Raw genomic sequence first — 13,756 nt, forward strand, 5'->3', positions numbered from 1 at the left:
CACTGTCCACGAGTCGGTACGGGGACCATCCGCCAGCCAATCGGAAGCACGGGAAGAGATGTCGGCACCGAATAAGTCGTACGACCCTGTCGAGGTCGAGGCGTTGAAACCGGAAGAAATCGAGCGCATGCGGGACGAGGCGCTCGCCGCCTTCGCCGCCGCGGACTCCCTCGACGCGCTCCAGGAGGCCAAGGTCGCCCACACCGGGGGCACCTCCCCGCTGGCGCTCGCCAACCGCGAGATCGGCGCCCTGCCCCCGCATGCCAAGGCCGCCGCCGGAAAGCTGGTCGGCCAGGCCCGCGGCGCCGTGAACAAGGGCCTCGCCGCCCGCCAGACCGAGCTGGAGGCCGAGCGCGACGCACGCGTGCTGGTCGAGGAGGCGGTGGACGTCACGCTGCCGTACGACCGCGTACCGGCCGGCGCCCGCCACCCGCTGACCACGCTCTCGGAGCGCATCGAGGACATCTTCGTGGCCATGGGCTACGAGGTCGCCGAGGGCCCGCAGGTCGAGGCCGAGTGGTTCAACTTCGACGCCCTCAACATCGGCCCGGACCACCCGGCCCGCGGCGAGGCCGACACGTTCTTTGTGCAGGGCCCCGAGGGCGGCACCGAGTCCGGCGTCGTGCTGCGCACCCACACCTCGCCCGTGCAGATCCGCTCCCTGCTCGACCGTGAGCTGCCGGTGTACGTGATCTGCCCCGGCGTCGTCTACCGCACCGACGAGCTGGACGCCACCCACACCCCGGTCTTCCGCCAGGTCGAGCTGCTGGCCGTCGACGAGGGCCTGACCATGGCCGACCTCAAGGGCACGATGGACCACATGGTCCAGTCGCTGTTCGGCGAGGGCATGAAGACGCGGCTGCGGCCGAACTTCTTCCCGTTCACCGAGCCGTCCGCCGAGATGGACATGGTGTGCTACGTCTGCCGCGGCGAGTCCGTCGGCAACCCCGACCGGCCCTGCCGCACCTGCTCCAGCGAGGGCTGGATCGAGCTCGGCGGCTGCGGCATGGTCAACCCCAAGGTGCTGACCGCCTGCGGTGTCGATCCCGAGAAGTACAGCGGGTTCGCCTTCGGGTTCGGCATCGAGCGGATGCTGATGTTCCGCCACAACGTCGAAGACATGCGAGACATGGTCGAGGGTGACGTCCGGTTCACTCGGCCCTTCGGGATGGAGATCTGATGCGGGTCCCGCTTTCTTGGCTGCGGGAGTACGTCGACCTGCCGGCCACCGAGACCGGCCGTGACGTCCAGGCCAAGCTCATTTCGGCCGGCCTGGAGGTCGAGACGGTCGAGCAGCTCGGCGACGGCCTCAAGGGCCCCCTCGTCGTCGGCCAGGTACTGACCATCGAGGAGCTGGAGGGCTTCAAGAAGCCGATCCGCTTCTGCACCGTCGACGTCGGCACCGCCAACGGCACCGGAGAGCCCCAGGAGATCGTCTGCGGCGCCCGCAACTTCGCCGTCGGCGACAAGGTCGTGGTCGTCCTCCCCGGCGCCGAACTGCCCGGTGGCTTCGCGATCTCCGCCCGCAAGACCTACGGCCGCAACTCGCACGGCATGATCTGCTCCAGCGACGAGCTGGGCATGGGCGACGACGGCACCAAGGGCATCATCGTGCTGCCGCCGGAGACCGAGGTCGGCAAGGACGCCGTCGAGCTGCTGGAGCTGGTCGACGAGGTCCTCGACATCGCCGTCACCGCCAACCGTGGCGACTGCCTGTCGATCCGCGGCGTCGCCCGCGAGACCGCCATCGCCTACGGCCTGCCGCTGCGCGACCCGGCGCTCCTCGACGTCCCGGGCCCGAACGCCTTCGGCCACCCGGTCCAGGTCTCCGACCCGCTCGGCTGCGACCGCTTCACCGCCCGCACCGTCACCGGGCTCGACCCGGAGGCGCGCTCCCCGATCTGGCTCAAGCGCCGGCTGCAGAAGGTCGGCATGCGCCCGATCTCCCTCGCCGTCGACATCACCAACTACGTGATGATGGAGCTCGGCCAGCCGCTGCACGCCTACGACCGGGGGCTGGTCCAGGGCACCATCGGCGTACGCCGGGCCGCGGAGGGCGAGAAGATCGTCACCCTCGACGGGGTCACGCGCGCCCTGCACGCCGAGGACCTCGTCATCACCGACGACCGCGGCCCGATCGGGCTCGCGGGCGTGATGGGCGGTGCCAACACCGAGATCGCCGACCACGATGCCACCGAGAACGGGGCGAACGCGTCCACCGAGGTCGTCATCGAGGCCGCCCACTTCGACCAGGTCGCCATCGCGCGCACGGCTCGCCGTCACAAGCTGTCGTCGGAGGCGTCCCGCCGCTTCGAGCGCGGCGTCGACCCGCAGGCCGCGGCCGCCGCCGCCCAGCGCACGGTCGACCTGCTGGTGCTCCTCGCGGGCGGCACGGCCGACGCGGGCGTCACCGAGGCGACCGCGCCCTCCGCGCCGCACACGATCACCATGCCGGCGGACCACCCGGACAAGGTCGCGGGCGTCACCTACGGCCGCGAGATCGTCGTACGCCGCCTCCAGGAGGTCGGCTGCGATGTCTACGGGCAGGACGAGCTGATCGTCACGGTGCCGTCCTGGCGGCCCGACCTCGCCGAGATCAACGATCTCGCCGAGGAGGTCATCCGCCTGGAGGGCTACGAGAACCTGCCCTCCACGCTGCCCAAGCCCCCGTCGGGCCGCGGCCTGACCCACCGGCAGCGGCTGCACCGCCGCGTCGGCCGGGCGCTGGCCGGCGCCGGGTACGTCGAGGCGCCCAACTACCCGTTCATCAACGAGCAGATCTTCGACCAGCTCGGCCTGGACGCCGACGACCCGGCCCGCCGCGTCGTCAAGCTCACCAACCCGCTCAACGACGAGGAGCCCGCGCTCCGTACGTCGCTGCTGCCGGGCCTGCTCGGTGCGCTGCGGCGCAACGACGGACGGGGTTCGCACGATCTGGCCCTGTTCGAGACGGGTCTGGTGTTCCACCTGCGTGCGGAGCAGGGCGTCGCCGGGCACCTGCCCGTCGACCGGCGTCCGACCGACGAGGAGATCGCCGCGCTGAACGCCGTGCTCCCCGAGCAGCCGCGGCACGTCGCCGTCGTCCTCGCCGGGGCCCGTGAGCAGGCCGGCTGGTGGGGCAAGGGCCGTCCGGCAGTCTGGGCCGACGCCGTCGAGGCGGGGCGCGCGGTCGCCCGTGAGGCCGGTGCCGAACTGGCCGTCCGCAAGGGGCAGTACGGGCCCTGGCATCCGGGCCGGTGCGCCGCGCTGGCGATCACCGTGGACGGAGCCGAGCGGGTCATCGGCCACGCCGGTGAACTGCACCCGCGCGTCGTGAAGGCGCTGGGGCTGCCCGCCCGTACCTGCGCGATGGAGCTGAACCTGGACGCGCTGGAGGCGGTCGGCGACGACGCCCCGCAGGCACCGGGCATCTCCACGTTCCCCGTCGCCACACAGGATGTCGCCCTCGTCGTCGACGAGTTCTTGCCGCACGCCGACGTCGAGGCCGCGCTGCGGGAGGGCGCGGGTGAACTCCTGGAGGGCATCCGGCTGTTCGACGTGTACGAGAACGCCGAGCAGTTGGGAGAGGGGCGCAAGTCACTGGCGTACGCGCTTCGCTTCCGGGCCGGGGATCGCACGCTGACCGTGGACGAGGCTTCGGCCGCCCGGGATGCGGCGGTCGCCCTCGCGGGCGAGCGTACCGGGGCGGTTCTGCGGAGTTAGGGCGCCCAAGGGGCGGGGAGCTGCGATTTCGTCGGCGGCTGCGGGTAGTTCGTGGCTGGTCGCGCAGTTCCCCGCCCTTAACAGCATGTGGGTGGCGCGCGGAGCTTTTTAGGGACGCGGGGCTGTGTCGATATGCGGCTCCGCCGCGTGGGCGCGACCAGCCCCCACCTACCCGCAGTCGACAAGCCACCCTCAGTCCCCGGTCCTTAGTCGCCCGGCCACCGCCGGAGGCGCTACGCTGCCAATCGCCGGCACCGAGCCACCGGAGGGCCTCCATGCAGCCCAATACCCTGCTCGACGCGATTCTCGACGAGGCCGGTGTTTCCCACGCCGGGCTCGCCGCGCATGTCAACCAGGCGGGGCGGGCGAGAGGGCTCTCGCTGAGGTATGAACACACCGCCGTGGCACGGTGGTTGAAGGGGCAGCGGCCGCGCGGGCAGGTGCCCGACCTGATCTGCGAGGTGCTCGCAGCGCGACTGCACCGGACCGTCACCCTCGACGACATCGGACTCGGCGTGCCCGGCGAGCCCACCTCCCAGCACGGTGCCGGGCTCTCGGGTTTCGTGGAGCGGGCCACCGCCCTGTGGCGCTCCGACGAACAGCAGCGGCCGCATGTCCTCGGTGCCCCGGCCGTCACCGGGACGCCCGCCGTGATGCCCGTGTGGGAGTGGGAGAACCCGCCGGAGGACGTCGACGTCTCGCGCGGCGGGCGGCACCAGGTCAGCATGGCCGACATCGAGATGCTGCGGGCGGCCCGCAGCCACTACGAGCAGATGTACCGCAAGGCGGGCGGCATAGCGACCCGTACGCGCATCGTCGGGTTCCTCAATGCCGAGGCCGCGCCCCTGCTGCGCGGCAGCTACACCGACGCCACCGGGCGCCAACTGCACCGGGCCACCGGTGGGTTGGTGGCGGTCGCCGGGATCTGCGCGTACGACTCCGACGCCCATGGGCTCGCCCAGCGGTACTTCCATCAGGCACTCAGGCTGGCGAAGGCGAGCGGAGACCGGGGGCTCGGGGCCTATGTGATCGCGCTGCTCGTCAACCAGGCGCTGTTCATGAAGGAGTACCGGCAGGCCGTCGCCTTCGCCGAGGCCGCGCTGCGCACCGCCGGCAAGCACATCACCCCGGCGCTCGCCTCCGACCTGTACGCGATGCAGGCCAAGGCGTATGCGCACCTCGGCGACGGCACGAGCGCGCTGTCCTGCATCCGGCGGGCGGAACAGGCCGCCGAGCGCATCCGTCGCGGGTACGAACCCGATGAGACCGGCTATGTCCAACCCGGCCTCGTCAACGTACAGGTGGCGGAGGCGCTGCTCAGCCTCGGCGACCTGGCCGCCGCCGCAGAGCACGCCGCGGCAGCCGTCGACAACCCGGCGCACGACAGGGGGCGTGTGCACCGGCTCGCGATGCTCAGCCAGATCGAGTTGAGGCAGGGCAACGCGGACAAGGCGGTGGCGAGCGCGGTCGAAATGGCCGAGCGGGCGCGCGGAATGGAGTCCATGCGCCTGCGTGACAGACTGCGGGCGGTACGCGAACACCTCGTGCGCAGCGGCTGCGCGGGGACCGCCGAAGCCGCCGAACTCATCGACGGAGCACTGCGCGTACCGCTCTGAGGCCGCCCTCCGCCACGCTCCGGGCCCGGCCGCGCACCCGCCGTGCACCGGCTGTGCGCCTGCTGTCAGAAGGCTCCTGCTGCGATATTGCCACTTACTCGGCGGAAGGTGGCAGAACCATGCAGTGGACGAAACAGAACGAACAAACTGTGTATTCGAACCGCTGGTTCAGCGTCAATCTCGCAGATGTCGCGCTGCCGGACGGGCGGCACCTCGATCACTTCCTGATACGGCTGCGGCCGGTGGCCGTGGCCACCGTCGTCAACGAGGCCAACGAGGTACTGCTCCTGTGGCGGCACCGCTTCATCACCGACAGCTGGGGTTGGGAGCTCGCGGCGGGTGTCGTCGAGGACGGCGAGGACATCGCCGTAGCGGCGGCCCGCGAACTGGAGGAGGAGACCGGATGGCGGCCGGGACCCCTGCACCACCTGATGAGCGTCGAGCCCTCCAACGGGCTCACCGACGCCCGGCACCACATCTACTGGGCCGACGAGGGCGCCTACGTCGGTCACCCCGTGGACGACTTCGAGTCGGACCGCAGGGAATGGGTCTCCCTCAAGCTCGTTCCCGACATGGTCGCCCGCGGTGAGGTCCCGGCCGCCAACATGGCGGCCGCGCTGCTCCTCCTGCACCATCTGAGGCTCGGGCAGGACGCCAAGCCATGATCCCCCCGCGCGTCCCGTCCGAACGGCTCAGCGGCCGACGACCTGCCAGATCGACACCACCAGGGCGCCCACGGCCGCGAGAGCCACGACGGCGGGCAGCGGCCAGCGGGAGTGCTCCAGGTTGACGACACGGGTGCTCAGGTCGTCGAGATCCTTGGCGGTCTGTTCGGCGCGGTGACTCAGCAGGGTCAGCCCTCCTTCGACGCGTGTGTGCGCCACATCCAGGCGACGGCGTAACTCTGCGAGTTCGCCGTGGGGCACGGGATGCTCGGGGTCGATGGCCACGAGTCCGCTCCTTTCTGTAGTCGTTTTCCATCCCTTGCATGCGCACGGCAAGTCAACTCGCCTGGTCGACGGGTGGGGAGCGTGTGCGGACGGCATATGCGTGTCCGCCGCGCACACGGTGTGTGAATGCCGCGGGCCCGGCACCGTTTCCGGTGCCGGGCCCGCAATGCCCACGCTCTGTGATCAGGTGATCGAGTGACCACGGTCTGTGATCAGGCGTACGTGTAGAAGCCCGAGCCCGTCTTCCGGCCGAGGCGGCCCGCGTCGACCATGCGCTGGAGCAGCGGGGGAGCGGCGTACAGCGGTTCCTTGTACTCCTCGTACATCGAGTTGGCGATGGAGACGATGGTGTCCAGGCCGATCAGATCGGACAGCTTCAGCGGGCCCATCGGGTGGGCGCAGCCCAGCTCCATGCCGTTGTCGATGTCCTCGCGGCCCGCGATGCCCGACTCGAACATACGGATCGCGGAGAGCAGATACGGCACGAGCAGCGCGTTGACCACGAAGCCCGAGCGGTCCTGGGCGCGGACCGTGTGCTTGCCGAGCACCTTCTCGGCGAAGAGCTGCGCCCGGCTGAGGGTGCCCTCGGAGGTGGTGAGCGCCGGGATCAGCTCGACGAGCTTCTGCACCGGGGCCGGGTTGAAGAAGTGGATGCCGATGACGTGGTCGGGCCGCGAGGTGGCGACCGCGAGCTTCACCAGCGGGATCGAGGAGGTGTTGGACGCGAGGATGGCGTCCGGGCGGGTCATCACCTGGTCGAGCACCTGGAAGATCTGGGTCTTCACCTGTTCGTTCTCCACGACCGCCTCGATGACGAGATCACGGTCGGCGAACTCGCCGAGGTCGGTGGTGAAGCTCAGCCGCGCCTGGGTGGTCGCCCGCTCCTCCTCGGTGATCTTTCCGCGCCCGGCCGCCTTGGACAGGGAGTTGAACAGCCGGGTACGGCCGATCTCCAGGGCCTCGCCGTTGGTCTCGGCGACCTTCACGTCCAGACCGGCGCGGGCGCACACCTCGGCGATGCCCGCTCCCATCTGGCCGCAGCCCACGACTCCGACGCGCGCGATGTCTCCCGCGGGGATGTACGTCACATCGTCCCTTTCACTGGTCTACGTGCCTGGCGGATCCCCCTGTTGTGGGCCTGCGCCAAACCTGCACGTTACCCGCGTCGGCTACTGATCAGTATCCCGGGTGCCGCATGGAAGGCTGGCGGGGAACAGTGCGCGATACAGGGGGCGCACGGCGGTACGCGGAGGTACGAGGATGCATCGGAAGCCACGGATGTCACGACGGGCGTTCTGGGCGACCGCGGCGGTGACGCTCGTGGCGGCGGGCGGGGTGGCGGCCGGCACGGCCATCGCCGGCGGGGACCCGAGCCCGCGTCGGCGGGCAGGCGGCGAAATGCGCGGCATGTGGCTGGCCACGGTCGTCAACCGGGACTGGCCCTCCAAGCCGGGCCTGACCGCCGACGAACAGCGTGCCGAGCTCCTCGCGCACCTCGACACCGCCGTGGAGCGCCGCCTCAACACGGTGATCTTCCAGGTCCGCCCCACCGCCGACGCGCTCTGGCCCTCCCCGTACGAGCCCTGGTCGCAGTACCTCACCGGCACCCAGGGCCAGGACCCCGGCTGGGACCCGCTGGGCACGGCCGTCGAGGAGGCCCACGCCCGCGGTCTCGAGCTGCACGCCTGGTTCAACCCGTACCGGGTCGCCAACCACACCGACCCCAGCCGGCTGGCGGCGGGCCACCCCGCCCGCGAGAACCCGGGCTGGGTCCTCCCCTACGGCGGCAAGCTCTACTACAACCCCGGGATCCCCGCCGTCCGCGCCTTCGTCCAGAAGGCCATGCTCGACGCCGTACGGAAGTATCCGATCGACGCCGTGCACTTCGACGACTACTTCTACCCGTACCCGGTCGCGGGCCAGGTCTTCGACGACGACGAGGCGTACGACCAGTACGGCGGGAGCTTCTCCAACCGGGCCGACTGGCGGCGCGACAACATCGACAAGCTGGTGCGGGAGATGGCGAAGGGCATCAAGCGGATCCGCCCCGGCACGCAGTTCGGCATCAGCCCCTTCGGCGTGTGGCGCAACGTCGCCACCGACGAGCGGGGCTCGGACACCCGGGCGGGCGTGCAGACGTACGACGACCTGTACGCGGACACGAGGAAATGGGTCCAGGAGAACTGGATCGACTACCTCGTGCCACAGCTGTACTGGAACATCGGCTTCGCCGCCGCCGACTACGCCAAGCTGCTGCCCTGGTGGGCGGAGACCGCCCGTGACAGCGGGACCCGGCTGTACATCGGGGAGGCCCTGTACAAGGCGGGCGATCCGGCGCAGCCCGCGGCCTGGCAGGACCCGGCCGAGCTGTCGGCACACCTCACCCTGGCCCGTGACCACCCCGAGGCGCGCGGGCATGTGTTCTTCTCGGCCAAGGAGGTCGCGGCCGACAAGATCGGCGCGATGGCCCGGGTGGTCACCGACCACTACCAGCAGCCGGCGAAGCCACCGCGCTGAACCGGAGCCACCGCGCTGAGCTAGTGCTGCGCGTCCTTGTGCCGGATCTCCGTGTCGGGGCCGGGCGAGCACACACCCTCGTGCCCGTCCTCGAAACGGACGCGGTACGGGGGGTTTCCCTCCTGGCCCAGGACTTCGACGATCTCGCCGATCTTGTCGTGTTGCCCGACCACCCTGCCGTGCTGGACAAGCTGGTCGCCCACGGTTGCACGCATCTTCGGGGCCTCCTCACGAGGTGCGGGAGCAGCGGTCCGTGGCCTTGAGTCTACGGCGCGGGAGCCCGCTCGCGACCCGTGCGAACGCCGCCCGCTGAGTGACGGCGAAGCACACCAGCACCACCGCGGCCGTCAGCGGGACGGCCACTGCCAGGCGCCCGCCCAGCAGTACCACCGACCAGACCAGTGTGAGCAGCGCCCGCGCCGGCTGCAACTGGCTGGCCTCGGGCATGCCGATCGCCGCCATGCTCCGCTACAGCTGTCGGCGACACCTCCTGGCAGGAGGGCGCGCCCTCGCGCCGCCCCGGGGCGCCCGTGCCGGTGCCGGTGGACGCGGACGGCGTGAAACCGGCCCTCCTCGCCGACGCCAGGCTGAGGGCGACGGTAAATGGTTCGACACCGGGCTCCTGGCCTGCGAGTGTCCCGCCATGAGCGACGAGTTGAGCCTTCCCGAGGGCTACGAGATATCCGCCGACCCCGGCCGCGTCGACGTCGGGCGGGTCCACACGTGGCTGTCCACCGACGCGTACTGGGCCATCGACCGACCCCGTGAGAAGCAGGAGCGAGCGATCGAGGGGTCGCTCAACTTCGGGGTGTACGAGGTGGGTTCGGGGGAGCAGGTCGCGTACGCCCGCGTGGTGACCGACCGGGCGACGTTCGCGTGGCTCTGCGATGTGTACGTCGACCGGTCGGCGCGGGGGAAGGGGCTGGGCACCGCCTTGGTCGGAGCCGTGCGCGAGCACCTGAGGGCGTTCGGGGTGCGACGTGTTCTGCTCGCCACGCACGACGCGCACGGCGTCTACGAGCAGGTCGGGTTCAGGGCGCTCGACAAGCCGGACCAGTGGATGGCCCTCCTCCTCGACGAGGCCGGCGAACCCCGGGTAACTCCTGAGTAACGCCCCCTTGACCTGCGGAGTCCCAGGTTCCACCATCGCCGCATGCATCTTCGGGTCACGTTCGTCGCCGCCGCGCGCTGCTCTTCGCTGCTCGCGGAGCGTTTCGAGGACGACCGGCCGCTGGACCAGGCCGGCTGGGACGAAGTGCAGCGCGCCGCCCACGACCTGGTGCCGCTGGCGGCGGCCGAGCTGCGCTACTGCTCGCCGACGCCCCGCAGTCGGGCCACCGGCGACGCGCTCGGCTACGCCCCGCTGGCCCAGCCCGCGTTGCGGGACTGCGACATGGGCCGCTGGCGTGGCTTCACGCTCGGCGAGGCCATGGCCCGCGAGCCTTCGGCGGTGGACGCCTGGCTGGCCGACCCCCACTCCACCCCGCACGGCGGCGAGTCGCTGATGGGCTTCATCTCCCGCATAGGCGGCTGGCTCGACACCCGTCCCCTCGACGACGGCGGCCGTATCGTCGCCGTGGCCGAGCCCTCCGTGCTGCGCGCCGCGCTCGTCTACGCGCTGAAGGCCCCGCCGTCGTCGTACTGGCACATGGACATCCGCCCCTTGTCGACGGTCACGGTCGCCGGTCGTCCGGGCCGCTGGAACCTGAGGCTGGGGGCTGCGTAGCGAAGGCCTCAGGCATGCGTGTGTAGTCGGTGATTAGGAGCTGGTCCTTCGCGGGGCCGCCGACCCGCCATGTCGTGCGCCAGTGGTCCTCGTCGTACACCTCGAACTCGCCCCGGTAGAGGTCCGCGGCGCAGGGGTGGTGCGTCTGCCAGTGGCCGTCGGTCAGGTCCAGGTCGTGGAAGGGGCGGCCGTCCGTGAACCGTACATCCGCCGTGCCGGGCGTGAGGCCCGGCAGGAAGCGCAGGGTCCGTTCGGCGGGGCGGCGGACGCCCTGCCAGAGGAAACTTCCGGATTCCCGGTGGAGGAGCCCCCCGTCGTTCAGCGGGCTGAAAACAGCCCTCCCGGTGAACTCCCCCTCCGCCCCGCTCGCCAGATCCCGCACCGACCGCGTGACCCGCCAACTCCCGGACAGATGGGTCAGTACGTCGGGTACTGGCCGGAAAACACCCATCCGTCCCTCGCTTCCGACACTTTCGGTCCCGCACGACCCGTTGACGCCCTCCCGGCACCCTCCTTATCTTGCCGTTCGATGTACTGATCATTGTCCAATATTTCGAACGAACGACCCCATGATCCCCACTTGAGCCGCGGAGTATCCATGCCACGCAGTACCCGCACCCGTTGGAGACTCGGCCTCACCGCCACCGCCTTCCTGGTGGCGGCCGCCTCGGTCCCGGCGCCCGCGCACGCCGAGGACATCACCGACTACGCGATCAACGTCGACCCCACCGCCAAGGGCGCGAAGATCGACGACACGATGTACGGCGTCTTCTTCGAGGACATCAACCGGGCCGCGGACGGCGGCCTGTACGCCGAACTCGTGCAGAACCGGTCCTTCGAGTACTCGACCGCCGACAACCGCGCGTACACCCCCCTTACCTCCTGGGCGGTCGACGGCTCCGCGCAGGTCGTGAACGACGCCGGCCGACTCAACGAGCGCAACCGCAACTACCTCTCCCTGGGCGCCGGTTCGGCCGTCACCAACGCCGGCTACAACACCGGCGTCCGCGTCGAGGAGGGCAAGACGTACGACTTCTCGGTGTGGGCGCGCGCCGAGGCCGGTACGACTCTGACCATCACCCTCAAGGACGCCGACGGCACGCTGGCGGAGGCCCGGCAGGTGGCCGTCAAGGGCGGCTGGGCCAAGTACAAGGCCACGTTCACCGCGACCCGGACCAGCAGCGACGGCCGTCTCGCCGTCGCCTCCTCCGATGCCGCCGCCCTGGACGAGGTGTCCCTCTTCCCGCACGACACCTACAAGGGCCGCAAGAACGGCCTGCGCAAGGACCTCGCCGAGAAGATCGCCGCCCTGAAGCCGGGCTTCGTCCGCTTCCCCGGCGGCTGCCTGGTCAACACGGGCTCCATGAAGGACTACAGCGAGGCCTCGAACTGGGAGCGCAAGCGCTCGTACCAGTGGAAGGACACCATCGGCCCCGTCGAGCAGCGCGCCACCAACGCCAACTTCTGGGGCTACAACCAGAGTTATGGTCTCGGCTACTACGAGTACTTCCAGTTCTCCGAGGACATCGGCGCGATGCCGCTGCCCGTGGTGCCCGCCCTCGTCACCGGCTGCGGCCAGAACAAGGCCACCGACGACGAGGCTCTGCTCCAGCGGCACATCCAGGACGCCCTCGACCTCATCGAGTTCGCCAACGGACCCGTGACCAGCGAGTGGGGCAAGAAGCGGGCCCAGATGGGCCACCCGAAGCCCTTCGGCCTCACCCACCTCGGCGTCGGCAACGAGGAGAACCTGCCGAACGAGTTCTTCGCCCGCTTCCAGAAGTTCCGGGCCGCCATCGAGGCGAAGTACCCCGACATCAAGGTGATCTCGAACTCTGGCCCCGACGACGCGGGCACCACCTTCGACACCGCGTGGAAGCTGAACCGCGACGCGAACGTCGACATGGTCGACGAGCACTACTACAACAGCCCGGAGTGGTTCCTCCAGAACAACGACCGCTACGACTCCTACGACCGCAGCGGCCCGAAGGTCTTCCTCGGCGAGTACGCCTCCCGGGGCAACGCCTTCAAGAACGCCCTCTCCGAGGCCGCGTTCATGACCGGCCTGGAGCGCAACGCCGACATCGTGAAGCTGGCCTCCTACGCACCGCTCCTCGCCAACGAGGACTACGTGCAGTGGAGCCCCGACATGATCTGGTTCAACAACCACGCGTCGTGGAACTCCGCCAACTACGAGATCCAGAAGCTCTTCATGAACAACGTCGGGGACCGTGTGGTGCCGTCGACGGCCACGACCACTCCGGCCGTGAGCGGCCCGATCTCAGGTGCCGTCGGCCTCTCGACCTGGGCGACGACAGCGGCGTACGACGATGTCAAGGTGACGGCAGCGGACGGCACGACCCTGCTCAGCGACGACTTCAGCGGTGACGCGTCGAAGTGGACCCACACCGGCAAGGGCAGCTGGTCCATCCAGGACGGGCAGTACGTGCAGACCGATGAGGCCGCCGAGAACACCATGGTCTCGGCCGGTGACACCTCCTGGCACGACTACGACCTCAAGGTGAAGGCCACCAAGAAGTCCGGCAAGGAGGGCTTCCTGGTCGCCTTCGGCGTCAAGGACACCGGCAACTACTACTGGTGGAACCTCGGCGGCTGGAACAACACCAGCAGCGCGGTCGAGCAGGCCTCGGACGGTGGCAAGTCCACGCTGATCTCCAAGCCGGGGACCATCGAGACGGGCCGTACGTACGACGTCGAGGTCAAGGTGCGGGGCCGCCAGGTGACCCTGCTGCTGGACGGCCAGGAGTGGGGCAGCTTCACCGACGACAAGCCGGCCGAGCCGTTCCGCCAGGTCGTCACGCGGGACGCGAAGACCGGTGACCTGATCGTCAAGGTCGTCAACGCCCAGTCCGTGGCCGCCCGTACGGCCATCGACCTCGGCGGTGCGAAGGTCCGCTCGAAGGCCCGCGTCACCACGCTCATCGCCGCGCCGAACGCCGTGAACACGGAGACGGCCACGCCGGTCGCTCCGGTGACGTCGACGTTCAGCGGGGTGGCCGAGGAATTCAGCTACACGTTCCCGGCGAACTCGGTGACGTTCCTGAGGATCAAGAAGAGGTGACCATGCGATGAGGGGTGGCCCGGGTCCTGTGCGGGCTCGGGCCGCCTCTTACGAGCTACGAGCTACGAGCTACGAGCTACGAGCTACGAGCTACGAGCTAGGGCCTGTTCTGAGTTGAGATCACGGGATCGGTCATTCCCGCTTCAGGAGGGCGCTGGCTGCG

At 70.0% G+C, this 13,756-nt stretch carries 12 protein-coding genes and 1 pseudogene; 8 read left to right on the forward strand and 5 right to left on the reverse strand.

Translation table 11 applies throughout. The annotated features are described in order from the left end of the window. Window positions 1-58: 58 nt before the first annotated feature. The 4 genes from pheS (at window position 59) to F3T56_RS39475 (ending at window position 5,983) form a co-directional block, all read left to right on the forward strand. On the forward strand, window positions 59-1,180 hold the full coding sequence (gene pheS / locus F3T56_RS39460; RefSeq protein ID WP_149830286.1) for a phenylalanine--tRNA ligase subunit alpha: 1,122 nt from the start codon (window positions 59-61) through the stop codon (window positions 1,178-1,180). After that, window positions 1,180-3,702 carry a phenylalanine--tRNA ligase subunit beta gene (gene pheT, locus F3T56_RS39465; RefSeq protein WP_149830287.1) on the forward strand — a complete coding sequence of 841 codons (2,523 nt, stop codon included), beginning with the start codon at window positions 1,180-1,182 and terminating at the stop codon, window positions 3,700-3,702. The genes pheS and pheT overlap by 1 nt, the downstream gene beginning before the upstream one ends. A gap of 275 nt (window positions 3,703-3,977) precedes the next feature. Then, a complete protein-coding gene (locus F3T56_RS39470; protein ID WP_149830288.1) occupies window positions 3,978-5,318 on the forward strand; it encodes an NsdA family TPR-like regulatory protein in 1,341 nt (446 codons plus the stop codon). A gap of 119 nt (window positions 5,319-5,437) precedes the next feature. After that, a complete protein-coding gene (locus F3T56_RS39475; protein WP_149830289.1) occupies window positions 5,438-5,983 on the forward strand; it encodes an NUDIX hydrolase in 546 nt (181 codons plus the stop codon). A gap of 27 nt (window positions 5,984-6,010) precedes the next feature. Here the strand turns inward: F3T56_RS39475 and F3T56_RS39480 are convergent, their stop codons facing one another. Together F3T56_RS39480 and F3T56_RS39485 are read right to left on the reverse strand one after the other, a co-directional pair. Continuing rightward, entirely contained in the window at window positions 6,011-6,268 is a 258-nt protein-coding gene (locus F3T56_RS39480; RefSeq protein WP_149830290.1) for a hypothetical protein, read from the reverse strand. Between the two features lie 212 nt (window positions 6,269-6,480). Continuing rightward, window positions 6,481-7,356 (reverse strand): 3-hydroxybutyryl-CoA dehydrogenase, encoded by an 876-nt coding sequence (locus tag F3T56_RS39485; protein WP_149830291.1) that lies wholly within the window; start codon window positions 7,354-7,356, stop codon window positions 6,481-6,483. A gap of 190 nt (window positions 7,357-7,546) precedes the next feature. Here F3T56_RS39485 and F3T56_RS39490 point away from each other — a divergent pair, with 190 nt between their 5' ends. Beyond that, window positions 7,547-8,785 carry a glycoside hydrolase family 10-like protein gene (locus F3T56_RS39490; protein ID WP_149830292.1) on the forward strand — a complete coding sequence of 413 codons (1,239 nt, stop codon included), beginning with the start codon at window positions 7,547-7,549 and terminating at the stop codon, window positions 8,783-8,785. A gap of 20 nt (window positions 8,786-8,805) precedes the next feature. Here the strand turns inward: F3T56_RS39490 and F3T56_RS39495 are convergent, their stop codons facing one another. Continuing rightward, window positions 8,806-9,000 (reverse strand): DUF1918 domain-containing protein, encoded by a 195-nt coding sequence (locus tag F3T56_RS39495; protein ID WP_149830293.1) that lies wholly within the window; start codon window positions 8,998-9,000, stop codon window positions 8,806-8,808. Window positions 9,001-9,088: 88 nt separating this feature from the next. After that, window positions 9,089-9,253, reverse strand: a pseudogene (locus F3T56_RS39500) (EamA family transporter); the annotation flags it as partial. Window positions 9,254-9,428: 175 nt separating this feature from the next. On the opposite strand from F3T56_RS39500, the gene F3T56_RS39505 reads away from it, so the two are divergent. After that, a complete protein-coding gene (locus F3T56_RS39505) occupies window positions 9,429-9,896 on the forward strand; it encodes a GNAT family N-acetyltransferase (protein ID WP_149830294.1) in 468 nt (155 codons plus the stop codon). Between the two features lie 42 nt (window positions 9,897-9,938). Then, window positions 9,939-10,511, forward strand: a complete 573-nt coding sequence (locus F3T56_RS39510; RefSeq protein ID WP_149830295.1) for a histidine phosphatase family protein — start codon at window positions 9,939-9,941, stop codon at window positions 10,509-10,511. On the opposite strand, the gene F3T56_RS39515 is transcribed toward F3T56_RS39510, so the two are convergent. Then, window positions 10,459-10,962, reverse strand: coding sequence for a DUF6314 family protein (locus F3T56_RS39515; protein WP_246204317.1), 504 nt, complete (start codon window positions 10,960-10,962; stop codon window positions 10,459-10,461). The two genes, F3T56_RS39510 and F3T56_RS39515, sit on opposite strands and share 53 nt — an antisense overlap. Window positions 10,963-11,109: 147 nt before the next feature. Here F3T56_RS39515 and F3T56_RS39520 point away from each other — a divergent pair, with 147 nt between their 5' ends. Beyond that, window positions 11,110-13,593 (forward strand): alpha-L-arabinofuranosidase C-terminal domain-containing protein, encoded by a 2,484-nt coding sequence (locus F3T56_RS39520; protein WP_149830296.1) that lies wholly within the window; start codon window positions 11,110-11,112, stop codon window positions 13,591-13,593. Window positions 13,594-13,756: the final 163 nt, after the last annotated feature.

Origin of the sequence: Streptomyces tailanensis, assembly GCF_008386495.1 — a bacterium.
Taxonomy (GTDB): Bacteria; Actinomycetota; Actinomycetes; order Streptomycetales; family Streptomycetaceae; genus Streptomyces; species Streptomyces tailanensis.